We start from the raw sequence: 23,876 nt of genomic DNA on the forward strand, positions 1-23,876 counted from the left end.
GGCGCGGCGCGTGCACCGCGCGTCGGCATCAAATCAAAGTGGTAGGCGTTGGGGGGCGCGCTTGCAAGCCCCGCGGGTTGCGCACCGGTTGAGCGGCTGCCAGGCGCTCAACCGGTCTGATTTCGGGGCTCGTCCGGCGGCAGCACGGGCGGCACCGGCGGCACCGCGGGCACGGGGATCGGCGGCGCCACCACGCCCATCGAGATCACGTACTTCAACGCCTCGTCGACGCTCATGCTGAGCACCACCACGTCGGCGCGCGGCACCATCAGGAAGAAGCCCGAGGTCGGGTTCGGCGTGGTCGGCACGTACACGCTGAGGTAGTCGCCGCTCAGGTGCGTGGCCGCCTCGCCGCCGGGCCGGCCGGTGACGAAGGCGATCGTCCACGAGCCGGCGCGCGGGTACTGCACCAGCACCGCCTCGCGGAACGCATTGCCGCTGCTCGAGAACAGCGTGTCCGACACCTGCTTCACCGAGCTGTAGATCGACTTGACGATCGGGATGTGGTTGAGCACCCGGTGCGCCTGCGTGAGCCACCACTGGCCGAACATGTTGGCGGCGAACATGCCGGTGAGCAGCAGCCCGGCGATCAGCAGCACGATGCCCAGGCCCGGGATGTTGCGCAGGTCGGTCAGCGGCTGGCGCGCCGCCTCGGGCAGCACCGCCTGCGTGGCCGAGACCATGCTGCCGAACACGTCGTCCAGCAGGCCCAGCACCGAGTGCAGCACCCAGATGGTGACGGCCAGCGGGAGCCAGACCAGCAGGCCGGCGATCAGGTATTTCTTCACTGGGTTCCTTGTGGCTTCGGCGGAGCGACCGGCGCGGCCGGGGGCGGCGCCGCGGCCGGCACATCGGCCTTCGGCGCGGCAGCGCCCTCGGGCTTGGCCGCGCCGCTGTCGGCACTGCCCTTGCCGTCGCCGCCCGACGCGGCGGTGCCGGTGGCCGGCGGGTTCGAGCCGTTGCGGAAATCGGTCACGTACCAGCCCGAGCCCTTCAGCTGGAAGCCCGCGGCCGTCACCTGTTTCTGGAAGGCTTCAGCCCCGCAGTTCGGGCAGACGGTGAGCACGGGGTCGGAGATTTTCTGCAGCACGTCCTTGGCGTGGCCGCAGGCCGCACACCGGTAGGCGTAGATGGGCATGGCTAAGCCTTTGATTCAAAACGCGAAATTATAGGTGGCAGCGCGGTGCCACCCGGCCGCCGGGGCTTGGCCGGCGGCGCCGGCCTCAGGCGTTCAGGCCGCTGACCGTGCCGTGGCGCGGCTCGTGGCGGTTCTTCAGCACCTGCGGCGCCAGCGAACCGATGATCATGCCTGCAAACGCGGCGATCAGCCCGGCCAGCTGCTTCGGGAACACCGCATCCCAGTTGGAGATGTCGGGGAAGAAGATCACCCACACCGCCACGCCGGCCGCCAGCGAGACGATCGCGCCCTGCGTGGTGGAGCGCTTCCAGTAGAGGCCCATCACCAGCGGCACGAAGGCGCCGACCAGCGTGATCTGGTAGGCCGCCGAGACCAGCTCGTAGATCGACGTGCCCTTCATCTTGATCGCGTAGGCCAGCACCAGCGCCGCGAACACGACGATGGTGCTGCGCATCGCGAACAGCTGCTCCCGGTCGGTMATGTTCGGGCGCAGGTTCTTCAGGATGTTCTCGACGAAGCTGGTGCTGGGCGCGAGCAGCGTGGCCGACGAGGTGCTCTTGATGGCCGASAGCAGCGCGCCGAAGAACAGGATCTGCATCACGAGCGGCATCTTGGTCAGCACGAAGGCCGGCAGCAGGCGCTGGTAGTCGTTCTTCGCGAGCTCCATCGCGCTGTCGCCCATCACGATGACGGCGCAGCCGACGATGAACATCGGCACGAACGCGAACAGGATGTAGCTGACGCCGCCGATCACCGCGCCGTTGCGGGCGATCTCGGGGCTGCGCGCCGACATCACGCGCTGGAACACGTCCTGCTGCGGGATGCTGCCCAGCATCATCGTCAGGCCGGCGCCGATGAACATCGCGATCTCGGTGAAGGTGGGCGCGGGCAGGAAGGTCCACAGCTGCTTGTGCTGCGCCATCGCGAACACCTTGTCGGCGCCGCCGGCCAGGTCGCTCGCGAAGATGGCGATGATGCTGAGGCCGATCACCAGCACGATCATCTGGATGAAATCGGTCCAGGCCACCGCGAGGAAGCCGCCGACCACCACGTAGATCAGCACCGCGAGCGTGCCGACGATCATGCCGGCGGTCTCGGACATCGCGCCGTCGGTCAGCACCGAGAACACCACGCCCAGCGCAGTGATCTGCGCCGCGACCCAGCCGAGGTAGCTCAGGATGATGGCGAGCGAGCAGAACACCTCGACGCCCTTGCCGAAGCGCTTGCGATAGAAATCGCCGATGGTCAGCAGGTTCTGCTTGTAGAGCCTGGTCGCGAAGAACAGGCCGACCAGGACCAGGCAGGTGCCGGCGCCGAACGGGTCCTCGACGATGGAGCCCAGGCCGCCCTGCACGAAGCGGGCCGGGATGCCCATCACGGTCTCGGCACCGAACCAGGTCGCGAAGGTGGTGGTGACCACCATGATCAGCGGCAGGCTGCGGCCGGCGATCGCGAAATCGCTGGTGTTCTTGATCCGCGTGCCGGCCCAGATGCCCAGGCCGAGGGTGCCCAGCAGGTACAGCACGACGAAGGAAATCAGGGTGGTGTTCATCGACCTAGGCTTGCGGCGCGGGGTGGGAGGCGGGCAGGATTATCCATGCAGGAGCGCCCGGCCATGCAAGTCCCGGACCCGGGTTTCACCTACCTCCAATGTGTCATCACCTGCGTCGCGACCAGCCCCAGCAGGAACCCGATCGCCCCGTAGATGATCGCCCGCAGCAGCCGGTTGGTGCGCCGCTGCTCGGCCAGCACCGCCTCCAGCAGACGCGGCTCGGTGCCGCGCGGCGTGCGCAGTGCGTCGTGCAGCAGCCGCGGCAGCTCGGGCAGCAGCTGCACGTAGCGGGGCGCCTCCTTCTTCAGGTGCAGCAGCAGGCCGCGCCAGCCGACCTGCTCGTTCATCCAGCGCTCGAGGAAGGGCTTGGCGGTGTTCCACAGGTCGAGTTCCGGGTCGAGCTGGCGGCCCAGCCCCTCGACGTTCAGCAGCGTCTTCTGCAGCAGCACCAGCTGCGGCTGGATCTCGACGTTGAAGCGCCGCGAGGTCTGGAACAGCCGCAGCAGCACCTGGCCCAGCGAGATGTCCTTCAGCGGCCGGTCGAAGTGCGGCTCGCAGACCGCGCGGATCGCCCCTTCGAGCTCATCGACGCGGGTGTTCGCCGGCACCCAGCCCGACTCCACGTGCAGTTCGGCAACGCGCTTGTAGTCGCGGCGGAAGAACGCGATGAAGTTCTGCGCGAGGTATTCCTTGTCGAACTCGGTCAGCGTGCCGACGATGCCGAAATCGAGCGCGATGTAGTGCCCGAAGGTCTTCGGGTCGACGCTGACCTGGATGTTGCCCGGGTGCATGTCGGCGTGGAAGAAGCCGTCGCGGAACACCTGCGTGAAGAAGATCGTCACGCCGTCGCGCGCGAGCTTCGGGATGTCGACGCCGGCGTCGCGCAGCCGCTGCGCCTGGCTGATCGGCAGGCCGTACATGCGCTCCATCACGATCACGCTGGTGGTGCACAGGTCCCACACCATCTCGGGCACCAGCACCAGGTTCAGGCCCTGCATGTTGCGGCGCAGCTGCGCGGCATTGGCCGCCTCGCGCACCAGGTCGAGCTCGTCGTGCAGGTAGTTGTCGAATTCGGCCACCACCTCGCGCGGCTTCAGGCGCTTGCCGTCCGACGACAGGCGCTCGATCCAGCGCGCGATGCTGCGCAGGAGTGTCAGGTCGTCCTCGATCACCGCGAGCATGCCGGGGCGCAGCACCTTCACGGCGACCTCGCGCCCGCTCTTCAGCGTGGCGAAGTGCACCTGCGCGATCGAGGCACTGGCCACCGGCTCGGCCTCGAAGCTCGCGAAGATGTCCTCGATCGGCCGGCCGTAGGCGTGCTCGACCAGTTGGCGGGCGAGCGCCGCCGGAAACGGCGGCACGCGGTCCTGCAGCCGGGCCAGCTCGTCGGCGAGGTCGTCGGGCAGCAGGTCGCGGCGGGTCGACAGCACCTGGCCGAACTTGACGAAGATCGGCCCGAGCCGCTCCAGCGCTTCGCGCAGCCGCACGCCGCGCGGCGCGTGCAGGCGGCGGCCGAGCGTCATCACCCGCACCAGGGCCCGCACCCAGCGCTGGCGGAAGCCCGACAGCGCGAGCTCATCGAGCCCGTAGCGCAGGACGATGAAGCCGATGAACAGCAACCGCAGCAGGTGCCTCATCGTCAATCGCCGCGGCGCTTGACCAGGCCCTGCAGCACGTGCACCGCCTCGCGCAGGCCACCGGCCACCATCGCGGCGAAGCGCGAGAGTTCATGCGCCGGGGCCGGGCCGATGATCTTGGCCAGGTCGTCCTGCAGGTCCCAGCGCAGGTTGTCGATCAGCCAGCTGACGTCGGCGGCGAAGGCCGAATCGCCCTCGATGCCGACCTTCGGGCGCACGCCGCCGAACCACTGTGCGGCCAGGCGCGCCGGGTTCGACGCGTCGAGCGTCAAGCGGAGATCGGGGTTGGCGGGCGGCTCCTCGCCACACCATTCGAGCAGGCCGGCCGGCGTCACGCGGAACGCGATCTGCGGCGGCGGGGGCAGCAGCGAGGGCCAGCCGGTGAGCGAGAGCTGCACGCTGCGGCCGGCATGCGGCTTGAGCCGGTCGGTGGCGACGGTCTCGGACGCGATCACGTGGTTGAGCAGCAGGGTGATGCGCTCCAGCGCACCGGCGCCGAGCGACGCGAAGAAGGCATTCAACATGCGCGGGATTGTAGGTGGCGGACCGTGACCATCCATCCCGGGGGCTGTCGGGCGGCGGGGTGCCCCCTATGATCCAGCGCCCTGCCCCTGCTGCGCATTCCATGCCCACCATCCTGCTGACCGGTGCCACCGGCTACATCGCGTCCCACACCTGGCTTGCGCTGCAGGCCGCCGGTTTCGACGTGGTGGGTGTCGACAATTTCGCGAACAGCTCGCGCATCGTGCTGCAGCGCCTGGCCGAGCTGGGCGGGCAGGCGCCGGTCTTCATCGAGGCCGATGTCTGCGAGCGCGCCGCGATGGATGCGGTGTTCCGGCAGCACCGCATCGACGCGGTGGTGCACTTCGCGGCGCACAAGGCGGTCGGCGAATCGGTGCAGAAGCCGCTGGAGTACTACCGCAACAACCTGGGCGGGCTGATCAACGTGGCGCAGGCGATGCAGGACCATGGCTGCAAGCGGCTGGTGTTCAGCTCGTCGGCCACCGTCTACGGCCAGCCCGAGCGGCTGCCGATCACCGAGGATGCGGCGCTGTCGGCCACCAATCCGTACGGCACGACCAAGCTGCTCGGCGAGGAGTTGCTGCGCGAGCTGGCGCGCTGCGATGCGGCGTGGCAGATCGCCTTCCTGCGCTACTTCAACCCGGTGGGCGCGCACCCGAGCGGGCGCATCGGCGAGGACCCGCGCGGCGTGCCGAACAACCTGATGCCGTACGTCGCGCAGGTGGCGGTCGGCCAGCGCGAGTTCCTGCAGGTGTTCGGCGACGACTACGACACGCCCGACGGCACCGGCGTGCGCGACTATATCCACGTGATGGACCTGGCCGACGGGCATGTGGCGGCGCTGCGCTTCCTGCTGGAGCGGCAGCGCTCGGTGACGGTGAACCTGGGGACCGGCCGCGGCTACAGCGTGCTGGAGGTCGTGAAGGCCTTCGAGCGCGCGAGCGGCAAGGCGGTGCCGTACCGCATCGCGCCGCGGCGGCCGGGGGACGTGGCGGCCTGCTATGCGGATCCGGCGCTGGCGCGCGAGCTGCTCGGCTGGTCGGCAACGCGCGGCATCGATGCGATGTGCGCGGATGCGTGGCGCTGGCAGAGTGGGAATCCGCGCGGGTTCGCGTAGCGCCTGCATCAGGGCGATGCACGCAGGCCCTGTTCGCAATTCAATTCAGCAGACAAGGCACTTGTTCGGCTTCGGCTCGAAACGGCTTTCTTGCACTTCGGCTAGAAGGGCACGCCTTTGGCGCCACTCATCCTGTCGTCGAGTATCAATGTAAGGTTCGATGCTTTGCCCCGCAATTGCTTGGTCAATGGACCCTGCGATCGCATCCCTCACCTTGTCGAACTTCTTTTTCGTCGAGTCATTCATGCAGTCCTTGACGACCATCCACAAGGCTTTCGCTTGCCCCACATTGACGACGAGCAGGTCATCGAAAAGACGGAGAAGGAATTCCGGAAGTTCACCTTTGCACAGGAGTGTCCCCATCTTCTCCTCATTGATCGTCAGTTCGCATGTCTTCCAGTCAAACCCGGAGATGACTTCCGCCTGGACAGCCAACCCGATCACCCGGGCGAGATTCGGCGCCTTCGCCAATCGTCCCGACTGCGCAGAAAGCTCTTTCAACAGCGGGCGGATCCGGTCACGGTCGTTCTTATGAATTTTGGAACCCTTGTTCTTCAGAGTACGGGATGCACCCCTGAGCCTCGCGCAGAGGAAACTGATCCTTCTTGGGGAATCACACCGCAAGGCCCTGATCGTTTCCATGATCTCCTGCTTCTCACTCTTGCGGCCATCGGTCGCGGCATTCACATAGGCATCGGCCAATGCCGTGCATTCCCCTTCGAACAGTTTTTGATGCAACGCCTCCGCGTCATGAATGGGAATGGGCAACAACTTCGCAAGATCAATCACGAAATCCACCCCCATCTTGACGAAGCAATCCGCCATCTCCTTCGCCAAGTCACCGGGCAGGCCTCGCCCAGCGGCTGCGATACGAGCACCAGCGATTGCAACCGACAGCTGCAAATCCCGGCCTTTGTGCCCCTTTGGGTCGAGTGAATGGCTCGGTCTGTTTCCGGGGGCGGTCTTGGGTTTGATGCGGTTCATGTCAACGTGGCAATGCGTGATGCAACTGCGTACGGGAACGCGTCCCGCACACGAGTCCACTGAGTGACACGCGCTCGCTGATGGTTCCAAACGCCCGTATGACTCGCCGGTTTCGACAGGCTCAACCCGAACGGGTTGTCAGCCTGCGCCCGATCGCCGCCACCAGCCGCAGCCGTGCCGCCTCGCGCGAGAACGTGTGGTCCGCCTCGTCGATGAACTGCAGCGCCAGATCGCCGGTCTTCAACGCCCGCCGTGCCGTCTGCCGCGCACCGTCCTGCAGCATGTCCCAGCCCGGATCGTTGGACGACACGAACAGCGACACCTTCTGCTTCGCCGCGAACAGCTGCCGCAGTTGCCGCGACAGCAGTGGCCCGCGGGACGGGAACAGCAGCTCGTTGACGGCGCTCACCCGCGACATCACCTGCTTGCGCAGGTGCGACAGCAGCACGCCGCCGAGGTAGACCAGGTTCACCTGCCCGCGCAGCAGCTTCTTCCAGCTGTCGAGCCGGCGCATCGTGCCCTTGTAGTGCGCCACCGCCGAGAAGTGCTGCGTGTCCACCGCATCGCCCTCGACCCAGCGCCAAGTCAGCGGGTTGATCAGCACCAGCTCGCTGACCAGCGACGGCTCGACCAGCCCGGTCTGGAACGCGGTGTAGGCGCCGGAGCACAGCCCCATCAGCACGAAGCTGTGCACGCCGAAGCGCTCGCGCAGGCTGTGCAGGATCTGCCGCGCATCGGGCACCGCGCTGTCGGGGTACGGGTGGTTCTCGCGACCGGTCCCGCGCTGCACGCTGTCGCCCAGGCCCTCCAGGTCGCAGCGCACCGTCGGGAAGCCGAGCGCGGCGAACTCGCGCGCGAGCGTCACGTACAGCCGGTTCGGGCCGACGTGGTGCACGGTGCCGGAGTTGAACAGCACGATCATCGGCCGCGTGGCATCCACCCCATCGGCCTGCACATGCAGCCCGAACAGCTGCCCTTCGCTGCCGAGCGCACACAGCGTCTCGGTCAGCGTGATCGTGCGGCCGTCGGCCATCGCATGCGCGAAGCGCGCCTGCGCCGCGCCGGCCGGCGTCGGCAGCAAGGGCGGTGCCGCCTCGCGCAGCGCGGTCTGCGCCACCATCCACTGCACGATGCCGTCCAGCGCCTGGCGCGGCACGACGGTGTGCACCGGCTCAGCCATCATGTCGGCATAGCCGGCGCAGGCGATCGCATCGGTCGCGATGCCGAGCGTCAGCAGGTGCTCGCGCAGCGCTTCTTCCTCGCCGATCAGGTCGTCGCGCGCGACGAGCAGCGCGCGGCCGCTGACACGCAAGGCCTCGCGCGTGAGCTGCACGCCCTTCACGGCCTCCTGCGTCTCGCGGGTCACGAGGAAACCCGCCGGCTCCAGCGGAGCGCTGACCGGCCGCTGGCCGCCGCCGGCCGCCATGTCGAGCGCCTGCAGCTCGCGCACATGGCGCCGGCCCGAGGCGCACACGTTCCACAGCACCAGCCAGTCGACCTCGCGCTGCACGGCGACCAGCGCCGCCAGCGTCGCGCCCAGCCGCACGCCGAGCAAGCCGACGCGCGCGCTGCCGCTGAGCGATTGCGCCGCGGCGATCGCCGCATGGATGTCGTCCTGCCAGCGCTGCAAGCGGCCGGCGTCGGTCTCCAGCCCCGGCGAATCGCCGGTGCCGTGGTAGTCGAAACGCAGCGCCGGCACGCCCGAGCGCGCGAGGTCGTCGGCCAGGTGGCGCAGCGAGCGGTGGCCGTGCGCGTACTCGTAGCCCATCGGGTTGCAGATCACGACGACCGCATCGCGGCGCGGCACCGCATCGGCCACGTGGTACCAGCCGAACAGCGGCTGCTCGGCGGTGCCGAGCATCAGCGGCTCGCGCCTTACCTCAGGGCGCCGCGTGGCGTCCGGCTGCAGCGGGATGTCGTCAGTCCGCACGGACGGTCACCGTCTCTCGCAGGTTCAGCGCGCCGAGGTGCGCCTTGAACTTGCGCGGCGCGGCGTCGAGCGGGCGCAGGCGCAGCGTGCGACGCGACTGCGGCGCCAGGTGGAAATGCAGGTCGTCGGCCGCGTAGCCGGCGCACTCGATGTACAGCGACTGGATGAGCGCCGTGCTCTCCAGCATCAGCTCGATGCTGCCGTCGTCGAGGCGCGCGGCCTGCGCCGTCAACGCACCGGCGCGCTGCGGCGGCAGGTCCAGGCCATGCGGGAAGTGGAAGTCCTCGGCCAGCGTCCGGCCTGCCTCGTCAATCAGCCGCGCGACCGCCACATCGTGCTGCGGCGGCCCGAACCGGTACGCATACGCGGTGTCGGCGAAATGCCCGACCAGCGCGTCGGCCTGCAGCGCAAGGCGCTCGTTCGCCGCCAGCATCACGCCGATGCTGCCGCCGGCGGTGCGCACCTGGCCGTCCTGGTACAGCGTGAACTCGACGCTGCCGGCGAACGGCGCGCTGCCCTCGTTGTGCACCTGCAGTTGCRGTCCGTCGAGCCCGCCGTCGGTGATCAGCACGGTGCGCGCCGCCCAGGCGCGCTTCAGCGCCCAGTACACCGCCTTCGGCCGGCCGGTGCTGTCGACCAGCCCCCAGCCGGCGCCGGGCCACAGGTCCTTCAGGAACCACACCAGAGCGCCGCCGCAGACGCTGCCGGGAGCCCGCCATTCGGCGAACACGCGCTTCAGCACCTCGCCAGTGACCGCGCGCGACACGGCCAGGTAGCGCGCGATGTCGGTGCTGCGCAGCGCGACCGGATCGAGCCCGGTGAGCTCGCGCAGGTAGTGGTCGCGGATGTCCTCGAAATCCCAACCGGCGCCGTTGTCGCGCGGCTGGCGCTGCTTCCACAGCGGGTGGTGCGGCGCGATCGTCGGCTGGCCGGCCAGCAGCTCGATCGTCTCCGGCTCGGGCACGTGCGAGAAGCCGAGGCACTCGGTGGTGAACTTGACGCCCGCGTGCTTCGCATCGCTGACCGGCCGCCGGTACGCGCCGACGCCGTAGTAGTGCGAGATGCCGACGCCCACGTGGAAGGGCAGCGCCCCTTCGCACGGCGACGAGCGGAAGTACGGCACGCCGGCATGGCGGGCGGCGCAGCGCGCCGGCAGCGTCTCGCTGAAGAAATCGTTGCTCCACGCCGAGGCCGGCAGGCCCAGCATCGCGGCCTGCTGCTCGACCTCGCTGCCGCCGCAGTACGCGGCGATGCACGGGTGGGCCTGCAGCCGGCCGAGCTGCTGGTCAGCCTCGCGCTCGATCTCGGCGCGGAAGGCCTCGTCGGCGACGGGATAGTCCATGTTGGCGAACATGAAGTCCTGCCAGACGAGGATGCCGAGCTCGTCGCACAGCGCGTAGAACGCGTCCGACTCGTAGGTCATCGTGCCGCCGATGCGCAGCATGTTCAGGCCGCCGTCGCGCGCGAGCGTCAGCGTGCGGCGCAGCTGCTGCGGGTCGCCGTGCAAGCGCAGGAAATCGTCGGTGGTCCAGCAGGCACCGCGGCAGAACACCGGCGTGCCGTTGACGTGGAACTGCACGAGGCCGTCGTCGCGCCGCACCTCGACCTGCCGGAAGCCGATGCGGCCGCGGTCGATCGAGGTCCAGTGCGTGCCCTGGCGCAGCTCGATCGCGCAGCTCACCAGCGCTGGCGCGCCGTGCGTGTGCGGCCACCACAGCGGCACCTCGGGCAATCGCAGGTCGGCCGCCAGCGTGTCGCCGTCGAGCACCAGCGCATGGGTCTGGTCGCCGATGCGCAGACGCGCTTCGGCGATGTCGCTGCCGGCGGTCAATGCGGCGCGCAGCCGCAGTCGAGCGACGCCCGCGTCGGCATCGCACTGCAGGTCGATCGACGCGAGGCCGCCGGGCGAGACCGTCTCCAGCCACACCGGTTTCCACACACCGACCGGGTGGATCGGCGGTGTCCAGCCGGGGATGCGGCCGAGCAGCGTGGTGCGCACCCAGCGCAGGTTCTGCGCATCGACCAGCGCGGTCTTCCAGCGCGGGCGCGGCTTGCGGGCCGCGAGTTCGGCGTCGAGCGATCGGAAGCGGATGCGCAGCTCGTTGTCGGGCCGCAAGCGGCCGGTCACGTCGACCCGCTCGGTGGTGAACATGTTGCGCGTGCCCAGCACCGGCTCATCGTTCAGCCACACCTCGGCGAGGCCGGCGAGGCCGTCGAAGCGCAGTTGCTGGCGGTCGCTGCCCCGTGGCGCAGCGCCGGGGAAGCGGCAGCGGTACCACCAGTCCTGCGCGTCGTAGCGGCCGTGCGGCGTGTCGAGTTCGACGCCGAGGCTGGCGCCCACGGTGCCGAGTTCGCGCACCGGTGCCCAGGCCGTCGGTTCACCGGCTGCGTCAGGCGCACCCGCAGCGATCTCCCAGCCGCTGTCCAGTGCGATCGCCGAGTTCATGGCCGCGTGCGTCACCCGTGCCGTCGGCGCAGCTCGGCGATGCCCAGCGCCCAGGCCTCGCCCATCGCATCGATCGGCGACAGGTCGAGCGCCTTCTTGCGGGCCATCGAGCGCGCGAGCTGGAACTGGAAGGCTTTCGCGGTCTGCGAGATCTGAGCGAACGCATCGGCCGGCGCCGCCACGTCGACGCCCTGCCCCGCGAGCCAGCGCAGGTAGGTCTCAGCCAGCTCGAAGCAGGCGCCGTACTGGCGCAGCGTCGCGAACGAATAGGTGTGGAAGACCGCGATGTCGGACTGCATCAGCCAGTCGAGGTCTTTCGCGAACTGCGTCTTGAAGCGCTCGAACGGGTTCGTCGCCGGCACGCGCGTCAGGTGCTTGCTCAGCAGCGCGAGCGAGCCGTCGACGAGGGCGGCGCCGGTCGGCGGCGTGAAGCCGGGCCGGGCCTTCAGGTACTCGATGTACGGCGGCAGCATGCGTTCATGCACCAGCCCGTCGAGCTGGAACACGTCGCGGAAGTCATCGCCTTCCAGCGCGTAGAAGCCCTGGTTGTGGAAGTAGTCCATGCGACGCGCCTTCACGTCGATCGCATTGACGCCGACCGTCGACTTGGTGTGCGCCAGCTGGTAGGCCGAGCCGGCGGTGTCGGGCAGGAACCACGAGTCGAGCTCCACGAGCACCGGCCGGCCTTGCGCGACCTGGTCCTCGATGTGGTCGACCAGCGGGCGCCAGACGGCGAGTTCCTGGATGTCGACGCCATACAGGTCGTACAGGTCGCCGTCGGGGAACTTGAAGAAGGTCCACTGGTCGCCTTCGAAGTCGACGCCGAGCGTGAACGCGAGGGCCGGCACCGGGTCGTGGCCGAGGCCGTGCAGCAGCTCGATCAGCACGTCGGCGTAGCAGTTGGTCTCGGCCCAGGTGCGCGGCTCGGTGTGGATCGGGTGGCGCTGGAAGCTCGCCGGCTCGATCGGCAGGACACGTTTCATGCGGTCCTCGTCAGGCCATCGCAAGCTGCTGGCGCACCTCGTGCGGCCAGCGCTTCGGGTCGAAGCCGTGCGTCTTCAGCAGCGCGAGCGCGATGCGCTCGAGCCCGAAGCCGATGCAGGCGGTGTGGGCCGGCGTGCCATCGGCCTGCAGGATGTCGAACGAGACGCCGAAGTGGTCGAGGTGGTAGTTGCACGAGGTGATCGCGGTCGGCTTGTCTTCCTTGCAGATCGGCACCACCAGCTCGTACTTCAGGTCCTGCTCGCGCTGCGTGGCCTTCATGATGCGCGCGCCGCGCCCGAAGAACGGGTCGTCGGCCAGCACCTTCTTGACCGGCAGGCCCACCGATTCGAGGATGGCCTGGCCACGCGCCAGCCAGTCGTTGCGGTGGTTCAGCGCCTGGTCCGGCGTGCCGAGGCGCACGAACTCGCGCTGGCGGAAGATCTGCATGCGCGCCGGGTCGTCCGACGGCTCATGGCGGAACACGAAGGTCTTCAGGTCGACGACACGGCCCTGGGCCGACAGCGTGCCGGTGGCGGTCGGGTACAGCGGGTAGCAGGCGGCGGGCACCAGCATCACCTCGGCCGGCGACAGGGACGAGGTCCAGTCTTCCTTGGCCTCGAACTTGCCGAGCATGGCCTGGTGTTCTTTCTCGCCGCCGAGGAAGCTGTGCACCGAGCCCATCAGGTCGGGGAAATTGTTGATGTGGTCGATGCGCGCGTAATTCGCCCGCGGAAAGATCGGCGGGAAGCGCATCACCTCGGCGTTCTGGAACGCGCCTTCGCGCGTCACCAGGCCCTCGAACTGGTCGATGATGTTCTCGAAGGTGCCGCTGCGGCCGTAGACGCCGCGCACGCCCGAGGGAATCAGCAGGCCGGCTTCGATCAGTTCGGCCTGGTACTGCTTGTAGGGATCGTCGTGTTGGGTGCACATGGCAATCAGTTCCTTGCAAGAAACACAGAAGGTGCCAGCGCGCGCCAGCCTTGCGATCCAGCGGACGCCGCGGAGCCGGCTCTGCCGGGCCGCTGGCGGCGCCCCCTAGAGGGGGAGGCGCCGAAGGCGCTTCGGGGGTGGGTCATATCTATCGCTGGACAATTTGCATCGTGGCGCTCTGGCCCAGGATGCGGTCGTTGTTGACCATCAGCGCCGCGCCATACGCATCGCGCAGATGGCGGCCGAGCGTCAGCTTCGAATCGTTGCGGTAGCCCTGGATGCCGCAGATCAGCATCGCCTTGCCGACCACCTCGACGACGAACTGCGAGGCCGTCAGCTTCAGGTTGTTGATGTTGATCGCGAAGGCGAAGCCCGTGTAGGCCTCGGGATCGTTGGCGATCAGCAGGTCGTGGTACTCGCGCAGCGTCTGGTACACGCCGCCGCGCATCGAGAACAGCACCGTGTCCAGCTCGGCCAGGCGCGTCGCCGAGATCGGCGTCACGCTCGGGTTCTTGCGCGCCTCGGCCCGCACCGCGCTGCGCGCCCGGTTCACCGCGTCGATCGACAGGCCCAGCCACAGCGAGGCCCAGACCACGTGCGAGAACGGGTGCATCGTGCGGCGGTGGATGTCGGCATACGGCTGCGGCAGGATCTGCTCGGCACGGCCCTGCGACTTCAGCACGAAGCCCTCGCTGCAGGTTCCCCGGAAGCCCAGCGTGTCCCAGCCCGACAGCTTCGTCAGCTCGTAGTCGCTCTTGCGCACCAGCACCTGCACCTGGTCGTTGCGCGCCGCGTCTTCCGACTTGCGGCAGGTCACGAGGATCGCATCGGCCGTCGCGCCGTACGAGATCACCGGCGTCTGCTTCTCCAGCGTGAAGCGGTCACCACTCACCTGCACCGCGCACAGGCTCGAGCGCACGTCGCCGCCGATGCCCAGCTCGGTGGTGGCCGACGCGATCAGGTACTGGTGCTCGACCATCTCGCGGGCATAGCCGCGGAAGAACTCCGATTCGAGCGCGTGGTGCACGATGCAGCCGACCTGGATCTGGTGCATCGCGAAGATCATCGCGGTGGAACCGCAGTACTGGCCCAGCACCTCGCAGATCTGCGACAGGTCGCTGATGTTCAGGCCCATGCCGCCGTACTCCACCGGCACGTAGCAGCTCAGCAGCTTCTGCTGCTTCAGCGCCGCATACGCCTCGTGCGGAAAGCGCGCATCGCGGTCCACCTCGGCGGCGTGCGGCGCGATGATGTCGCGGCCGATGCCGTGCAGCCCTTCGAGCAGGGCGGGCAGTTGGGGGCTCAGGCGGGTCGGTTGCGACATGTCTTCTCCAGGAATGGCGGCAGTGCAGCGCTTCAGGCGCTGACGAGTTCTTCGATGGCTTCGGACAGCGAGCGGATGCTCTCGAAGGTCTTGCGGCCCAGCATCTTGTCGGAGAACTCGATGTCGAAGCCGTCTTCCAGCGCCAGCATCAGGTTGACCGTCGTCAGCGAGGTCAGCCCGGCGGCGTACAGGTCGCTGTCTTCGGTCAGCGTGGCGGCGTCCACCGACAGGCGGGCGTGCTTGGCGATGATGGAACGGATCTTCTCGGTGTGCATGGCTGTGTCCTGCTGCGGTTCAATCAAAAGAAAGCTCTGCTGCGCACCGCGTGTCGCGCAGCCTCGCGGAAATCAGACGGTCTGGCGGGCGCGCTGCACGTACCAGCCGATCGCCTCGTGCAGCCCGGCGCGCACGTCGTGGCTGGGTTCGTAGCCGAGCAGCCGGCGCGCCTTCGACACGTCGGCCAGCGAATGGCGCACGTCACCGGCGCGGAAGCTCGCGTACTGCGGCGCCTCGACGCGCAGCTGCGGGCATTCGCGCTGCAGCGCCTCGGCCAGCGCGCCGTGCAACTGGTTCAGCGTGGTGCGGTCACCGACCGCCACGTTGAACACCTGGTTCGACGCCTCGGGGTCTTCGCAGAGGCCGGCGCGCAGGTTGGCCTGCACCGCGTTCGTGACGAAGCAGAAGTCGCGCGAGGTCTCGCCGTCGCCGTTGATCACGCAGCGCGAGCCTTCGAGCATCTGCGCCGCCCAGCGCGGGATCACCGCGGCATACGCACCGTTCGGGTCCTGGCGCGGGCCGAACACGTTGAAGTAGCGCAGCCCGATCGTCGACAGCCCGTAGCAGCGGCCGAACACCTCGGCATACAGCTCGTTCAGGTACTTGGTGACGGCATACGGCGACAGCGGCCGGCCGATCGTGTCCTCGACCTTCGGCAGCGTCGGCGAATCGCCATACGTCGAGCTCGACGCGGCATAGACGAAGCGCTTCACGCCGGCGCTGCGTGCCGCCTCGAGCATCGTCAGGAAGCCGGTCGCGTTCGAGCGGTGCGTGGTCAGCGGGTCCTTGATCGAGCGCGGCACCGAGCCGAGCGCCGCCTGGTGCAGCACGATCTCGGCGCCGTCGCAGGCCTGCGTGCAGCTCGCCAGGTCGGCGATGTCGCCGCGGATGAAGGTGTGGCGCGACCAGGCCTCGTCGCCGACGGCGCGGCGCACCTCGTCGAGGTTGGCCTGGTGGCCGGTCGAGAAGTTGTCGAGGCTCGTGACCTGCTGGCCGGCACGCAGCAGGTTCTCCAGCAGGTGCGAGCCGATGAAGCCGGCACTGCCGGTGACGAGCCAGCGGCGCGGCGCGGCGCGCAGCTGCGCGAGCACCGGGTCGAGGAATTCGTTGGGGGTCATCAGAGTCGCCACACGTTGAGGCCGCGCGCCTGCAAGGCCTTCGCATCGGCCTGGCTCTTCACGTCGACATACAGCCCGTTCGGCACCAGCTTCGCGACGTAGTCGTCGATCGGACGCGCCTTCAGCGCCTTGTGCGCGACGGCGGCGACCACGGCCTGCGCCTGCGGCAGCGCGTCCCAGCCGACCAGGTCGACGCCGTACTCGTGCTTCGCCTCGTCGGCCGCGGCCACCGGGTCGTGCACATGCACCGTCACGCCGTAGCTCTCGAGCTCGCGCACCACGTCGATCACCTTCGAGTTGCGCAGGTCCGGGCAGTCTTCCTTGAAGGTCAGGCCCAGCACGATGACGTTGGCGCCCTTCACCTGGAAGCCGGCCTGGATCATGTTCTTGATCGTCTGCTCGGCCACGTACTTGGCCATGCCGTCGTTGATGCGGCGCCCGGCCAGGATGACCTGCGGGTGGTAGCCCAGGCGCTCGGCCTTGTGGGTCAGGTAGTACGGGTCGACGCCGATGCAATGCCCGCCGACCAGGCCCGGGCGAAACGGCAGGAAGTTCCACTTGGTGCCGGCGGCCTCGAGCACCTCGAGCGTGTCGATGCCGATGCGGTGGAAGATCAGCGACAGCTCGTTGACGAGCGCGATGTTGAGGTCGCGCTGGGTGTTCTCGATCACCTTCGCGGCCTCGGCCACCTTGATGCTCGTCGCCTTGTAGACGCCGGGGGTGATGATGCTGCCGTACATCTCGGCCACCAGCTTCAGCGTCTCGGGCGTGTCGCCCGACACCACCTTGGTGATGGTCGTCAGCGTGTGCTGCTTGTCGCCCGGGTTGATGCGCTCCGGCGAATAGCCGACGAAGAAGTCCTGCTTCCACTTGAGGCCGGACTCACGCTCGATGATCGGGATGCAGACCTCTTCGGTCGCGCCGGGGTACACGGTGGATTCGAAGACGATGGTCGCGCCGCGCTTCAGGTTGCGGCCGACCGAGGTGCTGGAGCCGACCAGCGGCGACAGGTCGGGGTTGTGGGCGTCGTCCACCGGCGTCGGCACCGCGACGACGATGAAATCGGCCTCTTTCAGCGCGCTGGCGTCGGTGGTCGGGTGCAGCTGACTCGCGGCCTTCAGCGCCTCGGTGCTGACTTCGCCGGTCGGGTCGATGTGTTCTCGGTAGGCGGCGATTTTCGGCGCCGACAAATCAAACCCGATGGTCTTGTATTTCTTGCCGAATTCAACTGCAAGCGGCAATCCGACATACCCCAGGCCGACGATAGCAACGGTGGTCATGAATCTATGGTTTGAAAGTGGGCCGCGAATCTCGCGCGGCATATTGAAAAAGCCCAGCGTTGCCACGGAAGAGAGCGCATCGCCGGACGAAAGACAGATGGTAGTTGAAGGGTTTGTTTCAAACTCGCCCCGATTACCGATACAGCCCCCGAACCTTGCTGCCGCTCCCCTTTTGGAATGGTCGGGATGATCGGAGAACCACCCCGCAGCGCCAATCCCTGAGTTACGGGGTTGGTGCTGCAACTTCTGCCGCGCCGGCCCCCGGCAGCCGGCAGACTTTTCCGATTGTTTTTGTAACAGACTCCCCGCGAACCAGGGGGGTGCACGCAGCCCGCCCGCCGGGCCGGCGAAGCGGCTGCCGTTGCAGGCAGCCGACAGTCCGCCACCGCGATGTCAAGCATTCGGACATCCGATGGATGAACCGTGTGCGCTGCACCACGAATCGCGGCGAGCGAGCACCCACGCGCCGATCGACCGTCAGATGCCGACCACAGCCGTCTGTAACCTGTCCATCCCACATCTGGACACAGGTCGGTGAGTGGGTGCCAACACAATCCGCCTCGGCCGGGGCCCGTGTCGGATCCCAGCGTCAGATGGAAGCTAGCGATGTCCCCGACCCTGATCCCTGCGTTCTCTTGTGTCTCGAAGTATCTGACCCTGGTGGTGATCGGCGCGGCCCTGGTGGCCTGCGGTGGTTCGAAGAACGAGGACGCCGCCTCGCCCGAGCCGCAGATGTCGGTGCTGTCCATCAGCCGGGTCGGCCAGGGCACCGTGGCCTCGACGCCGAACGGCATCGACTGCGGCAGCGACTGCTCCGGCTCGTACACGAAGAACACCGAGGTCACCTTGCATGCCGCCGCGGCGCAGGGCAACCAGTTCGTCGGCTGGAGCGGCGTCGGCGTCGACTGCACCGGCACCAGCGATTGCAGCCTGATGCTCGACCAGTCGAAGTCGCTGGTCGCGACCTTCAGCACGGTGAACGCCACCGAGTACCCGCTGGCCGTGACGATCGCCGGCGCCGGTAGCGTGGCCGCCAACACCACGCCGTTCTCGTGCGCCACCGCCACCGATTGCAGCGGCAGCTTCGCCGCCGGCACCGTCGTCACGCTGACGGCCACGCCCGCCTCCGGCTACACCGTCGGCGCCTGGAGCGGCAGCGGCGTCAGCTGCACCGGCAGCACCTGCCAGGTCACGATGAGCGCGGCGCGCAGCGTCAGCGTCAGCTTCACCGCGGTCGCGACGCCGACCTTCGCACTCGGCGTCACGGTCACCGGCTCGGGCACGGTCAGCTCGTCGCCGGCCGGCATCTCGTGCGGCAGCACCTGCACGCACAGCTACGACCAGAACACCGTCGTCACGCTGAACGCCTCGCCGGCCAGCGGCTATTCGTTCAGCGGCTGGAGCGGCGCGGGCTGCTCGGGCACCAACACCTGCGTGGTGACGATGTCGGCCGCGCGCGCGGTCAGCGCCGCCTTCGCGGCGGTGCCGGCCAGCAGCTTCGCACTGACCACCACCGTGACCGGCACCGGCCAGGGCACGCTGGTCTCGAACCTGTCCGGCATCAACTGCCCGACGGCCTGCAGCAGCACCGTGAGCGCCGGCACCAGCGTGACGCTGACCGCCGCCAGCGGCAGCGCGTCGCACTTCAGCGGCTGGACCGGCGCCTGCGCGTCGACCGGCACCGTGACGACCAGCGGCGGCACCTGCACCGTGCAGGTCAGCGCCGCGACGACGGTCGGCGCCGCGTTCGCGCTGAACACCTACACGCTGACGGTCGTCAAGCAAGGCAGCGGCACGGTCGCGTCGACCGGCGGCAGCATCGCCTGCGGCAGCACCTGCAGCGCAAGCTTCAATGCCGGCACCGCCGTCACGCTGACGGCCACGCCGGCCAGCGGCTACACCTTCACGAACTGGAGCGGTGCCTGCACCGGCACCAGCACGACCTGCCAGCTGACGGTCAACGCCGCCGGCAGCGCGACCGCCGTCTTCACCGCCGTGCCGACCTATGCGCTGACCGTGGCGACCACCGGCTCGGGCAGCGTCGGCGCCTCTCCGGCCGGCACCGCCTGCGGCACCGGCTGCAGCAGCTTCGCGTCGGGCACCAGCGTCACGCTGACCGCCACGCCGGCCAGCGGCTACACCTTCACCGCCTGGGGCGGTGCGTGCTCGGGCAGCAGCAGCACCTGCGCGGTCGCGATGACGGCCGCGAAGTCGGTCAGCGCCACCTTCACCGCCACCAGCACCGGCGGCGGTGGCGGCACCAGCGGCAAGAGCTGGTTCGTCGCCACCACCGGCAGCGACAGCGCCGCCGGCACGCTGGCCGCGCCGTTCAAGAGCCTCACGAAGGCAGTCGGCGTCGCGACCGCGGGCGACATCATCGAGGTGCGCGCCGGCACCTACTCCGAGGCGGTGGTGATCCGCACCGCCGGCACCTCCACCGCCCGCATCACGATGCGCGGCTACAACGGCGAGCGCCCGGTGCTGCAACGCACCGGCGCCGGCCCGACCATCTACTTCTACAACAGCGCCTGCGACGAGGACGCCATCGGCAGCGGYACCGGCAACACCGACTGCTTCGCCAGCTGGTGGACCATCCAGGGCATGGAAGTGCGCGGCAGCACGGCCGGCGGCGACGACGGCAACGTGATCAAGATCGACACCGCCAAGGTGCGCATCCAGGGCAACACGTTGTGCTGCAGCGTCGCCGACATCGTCAAGCTGGTGCGCACCGCGAACGACGTCGAGGTGCTGGACAACGAGATCTACCAGAGCAGCAGCGTCGTGACGCCGGGCACCAATGCGCAGGGCGTGGACATCGTCGGCGCCAACAACACCCGCGTGGCCGGCAACTACGTGCACGACGTGCCCGACTTCGGCATGTACGCGAAGGGCAACGCGCGCAGCACGGTCTTCGAGAACAACCTGCTCTACAACATCGGGCGCAGCGACAACGGCCACGCGATCATGCTCGGCCAGGAGACCGACACCGATCGCCTGGTCGACGGCAACTACGAGAGCTACGACGGCATCGTGCGCAACAACGTCGTCGTCAACGCCACCTGGGCCTGCGTCGCGACCTCGTCGTCGTCGAACGTGCGCATCTACAACAACAGCTGCTACAACACCGCCACCGCCGGCCAGGGCTCGATCTTCGTGTCGAACGAGTCGGAGATCGGCACCAAGGGCGTCAACATCGAGATCTACAACAACATCATCTACGGTTCGGCCGGACGCCCGCTGATCAAGGTGAACGCCGACGCGCTGGCCGATTTCTCGACGCTGCGCATCGACGGCAACATCTACTGGGTGACCGGCGGCGCGCCGACCTTCGTGCTGAAGGACAACAGCGTCTCGGCGTCGCAGTGGGCCCTGCAGTACGCGACCGCGAGCGCCGGCCGCACCGACACCAGCCGCATCGTCGACCCGAAGTACGCCAGCACCACCGTGACCGGTGCGACCAGCAGGCCGCTGACGCTGTCGACCGGCAGCCCGGCGATCAACACCGGTGTCGCGACCTCGCTGGTCACGACCGACTACATCGGCACGGCGCGCCCGCTGAACGGCAAGATCGACGTCGGCGCCTACGAGTACTGAAATCCATTGAGATTGCGGAAGTCCCCATGAAGCACCTGCGCCTGCTGGCGACCCTCGCGGTCGCACTGACCCTCGCTGCCTGCGGCAAGGGCGAGGACGACACCCCGGCGGAAGCCAACCAGGCGACGCTCACCGTGAGCCGCGTCGGCCAGGGCCAGGTGCAGTCGAGCCCCGGCGGCATCGACTGCGGCAGCGTCTGCGCGAAGAGCTTCGCGGCCGGCGCCTCGGTGACGCTGAGCGCCGAGCCGGCCAGCGGCTACGACTTCGTCGGCTGGAGCGGCAGCGGCCTCGACTGCAAGGGTACCGGCGACTGCGCGGTGGCGGTCGAGACCTCGAAGGCGGTGACTGCCACCTTCAGCCAGCAAGCGCAGACCCGCTTCAACCTGGCGCTGACGATCGCCGGCAGCGGCAGCGTCACCGCCGACGTCGGCGGCCTGACCTGCGCCACCGCCAGCGACTGCATCGGCAACTACGCCGCCAACAGCGCCGTCACGCTGACCGCCACGCCGGCCACCGGCTACGCCTTCAGCGGCTGGAGCGGCAGCGGCCTCGCCTGCACCGGCAGTACCTGCCAGGTGCAGATGAGCAGCGCCCGCTCGGTCACCGCCACCTTCACCGCGGTGCCGACCGCGAACTTCGCGCTGAACGTGATCCTCAGCGGCTCGGGCAGCGTCAGCTCGTCGCCGGCCGGCATCAGCTGCGGCAGCACCTGCAACAAGAGCTTCGCGCAGGGCAGCAGCGTCACGCTGACCGCCACGCCGAACAGCGGCTTCACCTTCAGCGGCTGGAGCGGCGCGGGCTGCACCGGCAACGGCAGCTGCAAGGTGACGATGAGCAATGCGCAGAGCGTCACCGCGAGCTTCACGCCGACGCCGTCCGGCATGGCGGCCATCAACGTCAAGGTCGACGGCAGCGGCAGCGTTCTGTCGGCGCCGTCGGGCATCAACTGCCCGGGCGACTGCAGCGAATCGCTGCCGATGGGCACCCAGGTCAAGCTGACCGCCCAGGCCGCCGCGAAGCAGCGCTTCACCGGCTGGACCTCCGGCTGCACCGGCACCGACGCCACCTGCAACGTCACGCTGTCGAGCGCGACCTCGGTCAACGCGGCGTTCCAGGCCATCACCTACACGCTGACGGCGACCAAGACCGGCTCGGGCAGCATCACCTCGTCGACCGGCGGGCTGAACTGCGGCGCGACCTGCGCGGTGAGCCTGGAAACCGGCACCGCGACCACGCTGACCGCGACGCCGGCGGAGGGCTTCCAGTTCGCCTCCTGGGGCGGCGCCTGCGCGAGCAGCAAGGTGGCGACCTGCAGCCTGACGATGAGCGCGAACCAGGCGGCCAGCGCGACCTTCACCGAGAAGCCGAAGTACACGCTGACGGTCGCGAGCGCCGGCACCGGCAGCGGCACCGTGGCGATCGCGACGCCGGCCGGGCTCAGCTGCGGCGCGTCGTGCACGCAGAACTTCGCGTCGGGCACCGTCGTGACGCTGAACGCCACACCCGGCGCGAGCGCCACCTTCAGCGGCTGGAGCGGCGCCTGCACCGGCACCGGCGCCTGCACGGTGACGATGACGCAGGCCGCTGCGGTCACCGCCACCTTCGCATCGACCGCACCGGCCGACACCACGCCGCCCACCGTCTCGAGTACGACGCCGGCCACCGGCGGCACCTCGATCGGCATCGCGACCACCGTCTCGGTGACGTTCTCGGAAGCCGTCAACTGCAGCACCGTGACGAGCGCGAGCTTCGGCATCAGCGGCATCAGCGGCACGGTCTCGTGCAGCGGCTCGACCGCGATCTTCACGCCGGCCGCGAGCCTGGCGTATGCGACGAGCTACACCGCGCAGGTGACGACTGCAGTGAAGGACACGGCCGGCAACGCGATGGCCGCCGCGAAATCGTGGGCGTTCACGACCGGCGCGGCACCGGTCGCGGGCGGCGCGTTCAGCTTCATGGCCTACGGCGACAGCCGCTCGGGCAACGGCTGCGACGGCAACACGGCGCACATCGCGCTGGTCAGCCGCATGGTGGCCGAGCCGGCGTCGTTCGTGTTCAACCTCGGCGACATGATCACCGGCTACGACAAGTCGACCAACTGGATCCAGCGCGGCGACTGCCCGAGCGATGCCTCGAAGGGCAGCTTCAAGGAGATCATCGCGCCGCTGCAGACCAAGACGCCGGCCGCCGGCCTGCCGGTCTTCTACTACCCGGTGGTCGGCAACCACGACGACAACTTCGGCGATGGGTGGTACCCGGACAAGTTCGGCGACGGCTTCTGCAGCGTGTTCGACCCGAAGCAGCTGGTGCCCAACCACACGCAGAGCAAGGCCTACTTCAAGGACTGGACGACCTCCAGCATCAAGCACTACAGCGATGCGGAGTTCTACACCGCCGCCTGCGCGACCACGCGCAACGGCGTGTACCCGGACTTCATGTACTACTCGTTCGACTACAAGAACACCCACTTCGTCGTGCTGCGGATCAACTCCGACTACTTCGACCTGATGGAGTGCTCGAGCAACTGCACCGCGGCGAACGAAGGCAACTACGACGCCTACTACTACAAGCACCAGCTCGACTGGCTGCGCTACGACCTGGCGAAGGCGGTGGCCAACACCGCCATCCAGAACACCGTGGTGCTGATGCACGCGCCGGTGATCTCGTACTCCGACGGCCATGCGCCGGTGGCCTCGTGGCCGACGCTGGTCAAGGAGTTCAGCAAGTACAAGGTGAAGATGGTGATCTCGGGCCACAGCCACGTGTACGAACGCTCGGTGCCGGTGTATGCCGACGATGCCAACCCGAACGGCGTGCGCGACGATGCCAAGGGCACCGTCTACGTGGTGACCGGCGGCGGCGGCTCGGCGCTGGCCGGCTTCAAGACGCTCGGGCCGCTGAATGCCAAGGCGACCGCGGCGCACCACTACATGAAGCTGGACGTGAACGGCAGCACGCTCACGGTGAAGACGATCGGCAAGGACGGGACCGTCCTCGACTCCTTCTCTAGATAAATTGAATGACACCGCATCCACCTGATTGAG

17 protein-coding genes are annotated in these 23,876 nt (G+C 68.5%); 3 read left to right on the forward strand and 14 right to left on the reverse strand.

From position 1 onward, the window contains the following. Positions 1–107: 107 nt before the first annotated feature. The 5 genes from AC1D1T_RS00640 to AC1D1T_RS00660 form a co-directional block, all read right to left on the reverse strand. Complete coding sequence (locus AC1D1T_RS00640; protein ID WP_477828232.1) at positions 108–788, reverse strand: DUF502 domain-containing protein; 681 nt, start codon at positions 786–788, stop codon at positions 108–110. After that, positions 785–1,138 (reverse strand): FmdB family zinc ribbon protein, encoded by a 354-nt coding sequence (locus AC1D1T_RS00645; RefSeq protein WP_477840205.1) that lies wholly within the window; start codon positions 1,136–1,138, stop codon positions 785–787. Before AC1D1T_RS00645 ends, AC1D1T_RS00640 begins: the two co-directional genes overlap by 4 nt. 85 nt (positions 1,139–1,223) lie before the next feature. Continuing rightward, entirely contained in the window at positions 1,224–2,690 is a 1,467-nt protein-coding gene (locus AC1D1T_RS00650; protein WP_477991223.1) for a high affinity choline transporter 1, read from the reverse strand. Positions 2,691–2,779: 89 nt separating this feature from the next. Continuing rightward, positions 2,780–4,327 (reverse strand): ubiquinone biosynthesis regulatory protein kinase UbiB, encoded by a 1,548-nt coding sequence (gene ubiB, locus AC1D1T_RS00655; RefSeq protein ID WP_465113871.1) that lies wholly within the window; start codon positions 4,325–4,327, stop codon positions 2,780–2,782. A gap of 2 nt (positions 4,328–4,329) precedes the next feature. Beyond that, positions 4,330–4,851, reverse strand: a complete 522-nt coding sequence (locus tag AC1D1T_RS00660; protein ID WP_047503224.1) for a hypothetical protein — start codon at positions 4,849–4,851, stop codon at positions 4,330–4,332. Between the two features lie 101 nt (positions 4,852–4,952). Here AC1D1T_RS00660 and galE point away from each other — a divergent pair, with 101 nt between their 5' ends. Continuing rightward, positions 4,953–5,966 (forward strand): UDP-glucose 4-epimerase GalE, encoded by a 1,014-nt coding sequence (gene galE, locus AC1D1T_RS00665; protein WP_047503225.1) that lies wholly within the window; start codon positions 4,953–4,955, stop codon positions 5,964–5,966. A gap of 45 nt (positions 5,967–6,011) precedes the next feature. On the opposite strand, the gene AC1D1T_RS00670 is transcribed toward galE, so the two are convergent. From AC1D1T_RS00670 to AC1D1T_RS00710, 9 genes are all read right to left on the reverse strand, one after another. Continuing rightward, positions 6,012–6,950 carry a hypothetical protein gene (locus tag AC1D1T_RS00670; RefSeq protein WP_477991225.1) on the reverse strand — a complete coding sequence of 313 codons (939 nt, stop codon included), beginning with the start codon at positions 6,948–6,950 and terminating at the stop codon, positions 6,012–6,014. A 121-nt stretch (positions 6,951–7,071) separates the two neighbouring features. After that, positions 7,072–8,880, reverse strand: a complete 1,809-nt coding sequence (locus tag AC1D1T_RS00675) for an alpha/beta fold hydrolase (protein WP_477826257.1) — start codon at positions 8,878–8,880, stop codon at positions 7,072–7,074. Beyond that, positions 8,870–11,326, reverse strand: a complete 2,457-nt coding sequence (locus AC1D1T_RS00680; protein ID WP_477991227.1) for a glycoside hydrolase family 2 protein — start codon at positions 11,324–11,326, stop codon at positions 8,870–8,872. The genes AC1D1T_RS00675 and AC1D1T_RS00680 overlap by 11 nt, the downstream gene beginning before the upstream one ends. 11 nt (positions 11,327–11,337) lie before the next feature. After that, positions 11,338–12,309, reverse strand: coding sequence for a DUF1839 family protein (locus AC1D1T_RS00685; protein ID WP_477826259.1), 972 nt, complete (start codon positions 12,307–12,309; stop codon positions 11,338–11,340). A gap of 10 nt (positions 12,310–12,319) precedes the next feature. Next, positions 12,320–13,240 carry an amino acid--[acyl-carrier-protein] ligase gene (locus AC1D1T_RS00690; protein WP_465113877.1) on the reverse strand — a complete coding sequence of 307 codons (921 nt, stop codon included), beginning with the start codon at positions 13,238–13,240 and terminating at the stop codon, positions 12,320–12,322. Between the two features lie 148 nt (positions 13,241–13,388). Further along, positions 13,389–14,564, reverse strand: a complete 1,176-nt coding sequence (locus AC1D1T_RS00695; RefSeq protein ID WP_052211490.1) for an acyl-CoA dehydrogenase family protein — start codon at positions 14,562–14,564, stop codon at positions 13,389–13,391. 32 nt (positions 14,565–14,596) lie between these two features. Continuing rightward, positions 14,597–14,839 carry an acyl carrier protein gene (locus tag AC1D1T_RS00700; RefSeq protein WP_047503230.1) on the reverse strand — a complete coding sequence of 81 codons (243 nt, stop codon included), beginning with the start codon at positions 14,837–14,839 and terminating at the stop codon, positions 14,597–14,599. Between the two features lie 72 nt (positions 14,840–14,911). Then, complete coding sequence (locus tag AC1D1T_RS00705; protein WP_477828372.1) at positions 14,912–15,958, reverse strand: SDR family oxidoreductase; 1,047 nt, start codon at positions 15,956–15,958, stop codon at positions 14,912–14,914. Further along, positions 15,958–17,238, reverse strand: a complete 1,281-nt coding sequence (locus tag AC1D1T_RS00710; RefSeq protein WP_477838477.1) for a nucleotide sugar dehydrogenase — start codon at positions 17,236–17,238, stop codon at positions 15,958–15,960. Before AC1D1T_RS00710 ends, AC1D1T_RS00705 begins: the two co-directional genes overlap by 1 nt. 606 nt (positions 17,239–17,844) lie before the next feature. Here AC1D1T_RS00710 and AC1D1T_RS00715 point away from each other — a divergent pair. Beyond that, the gene (locus AC1D1T_RS00715) at positions 17,845–20,832 is read left to right on the forward strand and encodes an InlB B-repeat-containing protein (RefSeq protein WP_477826869.1); all 2,988 of its coding nucleotides are present in this window, start codon (positions 17,845–17,847) and stop codon (positions 20,830–20,832) included. A gap of 26 nt (positions 20,833–20,858) precedes the next feature. Beyond that, entirely contained in the window at positions 20,859–23,846 is a 2,988-nt protein-coding gene (locus tag AC1D1T_RS00720) for an InlB B-repeat-containing protein (protein ID WP_477838480.1), read from the forward strand. Positions 23,847–23,876: the final 30 nt, after the last annotated feature.

Source organism: Rhizobacter sp. P2_H3 (assembly GCF_056403355.1).

Bases quoted from the DNA above. Each gene is read 5' to 3' on its own strand.
- ubiB (WP_465113871.1), bottom strand. From the start codon at position 4,327: ATGAGGCACCTGCTGCGGTTGCTGTTCATCGGCTTCATCGTCCTGCGC.
- galE (WP_047503225.1), top strand. From the start codon at position 4,953: ATGCCCACCATCCTGCTGACCGGTGCCACCGGCTACATCGCGTCCCAC.
- AC1D1T_RS00645 (WP_477840205.1), bottom strand. From the start codon at position 1,138: ATGCCCATCTACGCCTACCGGTGTGCGGCCTGCGGCCACGCCAAGGAC.
- AC1D1T_RS00720 (WP_477838480.1), top strand. From the start codon at position 20,859: ATGAAGCACCTGCGCCTGCTGGCGACCCTCGCGGTCGCACTGACCCTC.
- AC1D1T_RS00685 (WP_477826259.1), bottom strand. From the start codon at position 12,309: ATGAAACGTGTCCTGCCGATCGAGCCGGCGAGCTTCCAGCGCCACCCG.
- AC1D1T_RS00710 (WP_477838477.1), bottom strand. From the start codon at position 17,238: ATGACCACCGTTGCTATCGTCGGCCTGGGGTATGTCGGATTGCCGCTT.
- AC1D1T_RS00660 (WP_047503224.1), bottom strand. From the start codon at position 4,851: ATGTTGAATGCCTTCTTCGCGTCGCTCGGCGCCGGTGCGCTGGAGCGC.
- AC1D1T_RS00705 (WP_477828372.1), bottom strand. From the start codon at position 15,958: ATGACCCCCAACGAATTCCTCGACCCGGTGCTCGCGCAGCTGCGCGCC.
- AC1D1T_RS00695 (WP_052211490.1), bottom strand. From the start codon at position 14,564: ATGTCGCAACCGACCCGCCTGAGCCCCCAACTGCCCGCCCTGCTCGAA.
- AC1D1T_RS00670 (WP_477991225.1), bottom strand. From the start codon at position 6,950: ATGAACCGCATCAAACCCAAGACCGCCCCCGGAAACAGACCGAGCCAT.
- AC1D1T_RS00690 (WP_465113877.1), bottom strand. From the start codon at position 13,240: ATGTGCACCCAACACGACGATCCCTACAAGCAGTACCAGGCCGAACTG.
- AC1D1T_RS00700 (WP_047503230.1), bottom strand. From the start codon at position 14,839: ATGCACACCGAGAAGATCCGTTCCATCATCGCCAAGCACGCCCGCCTG.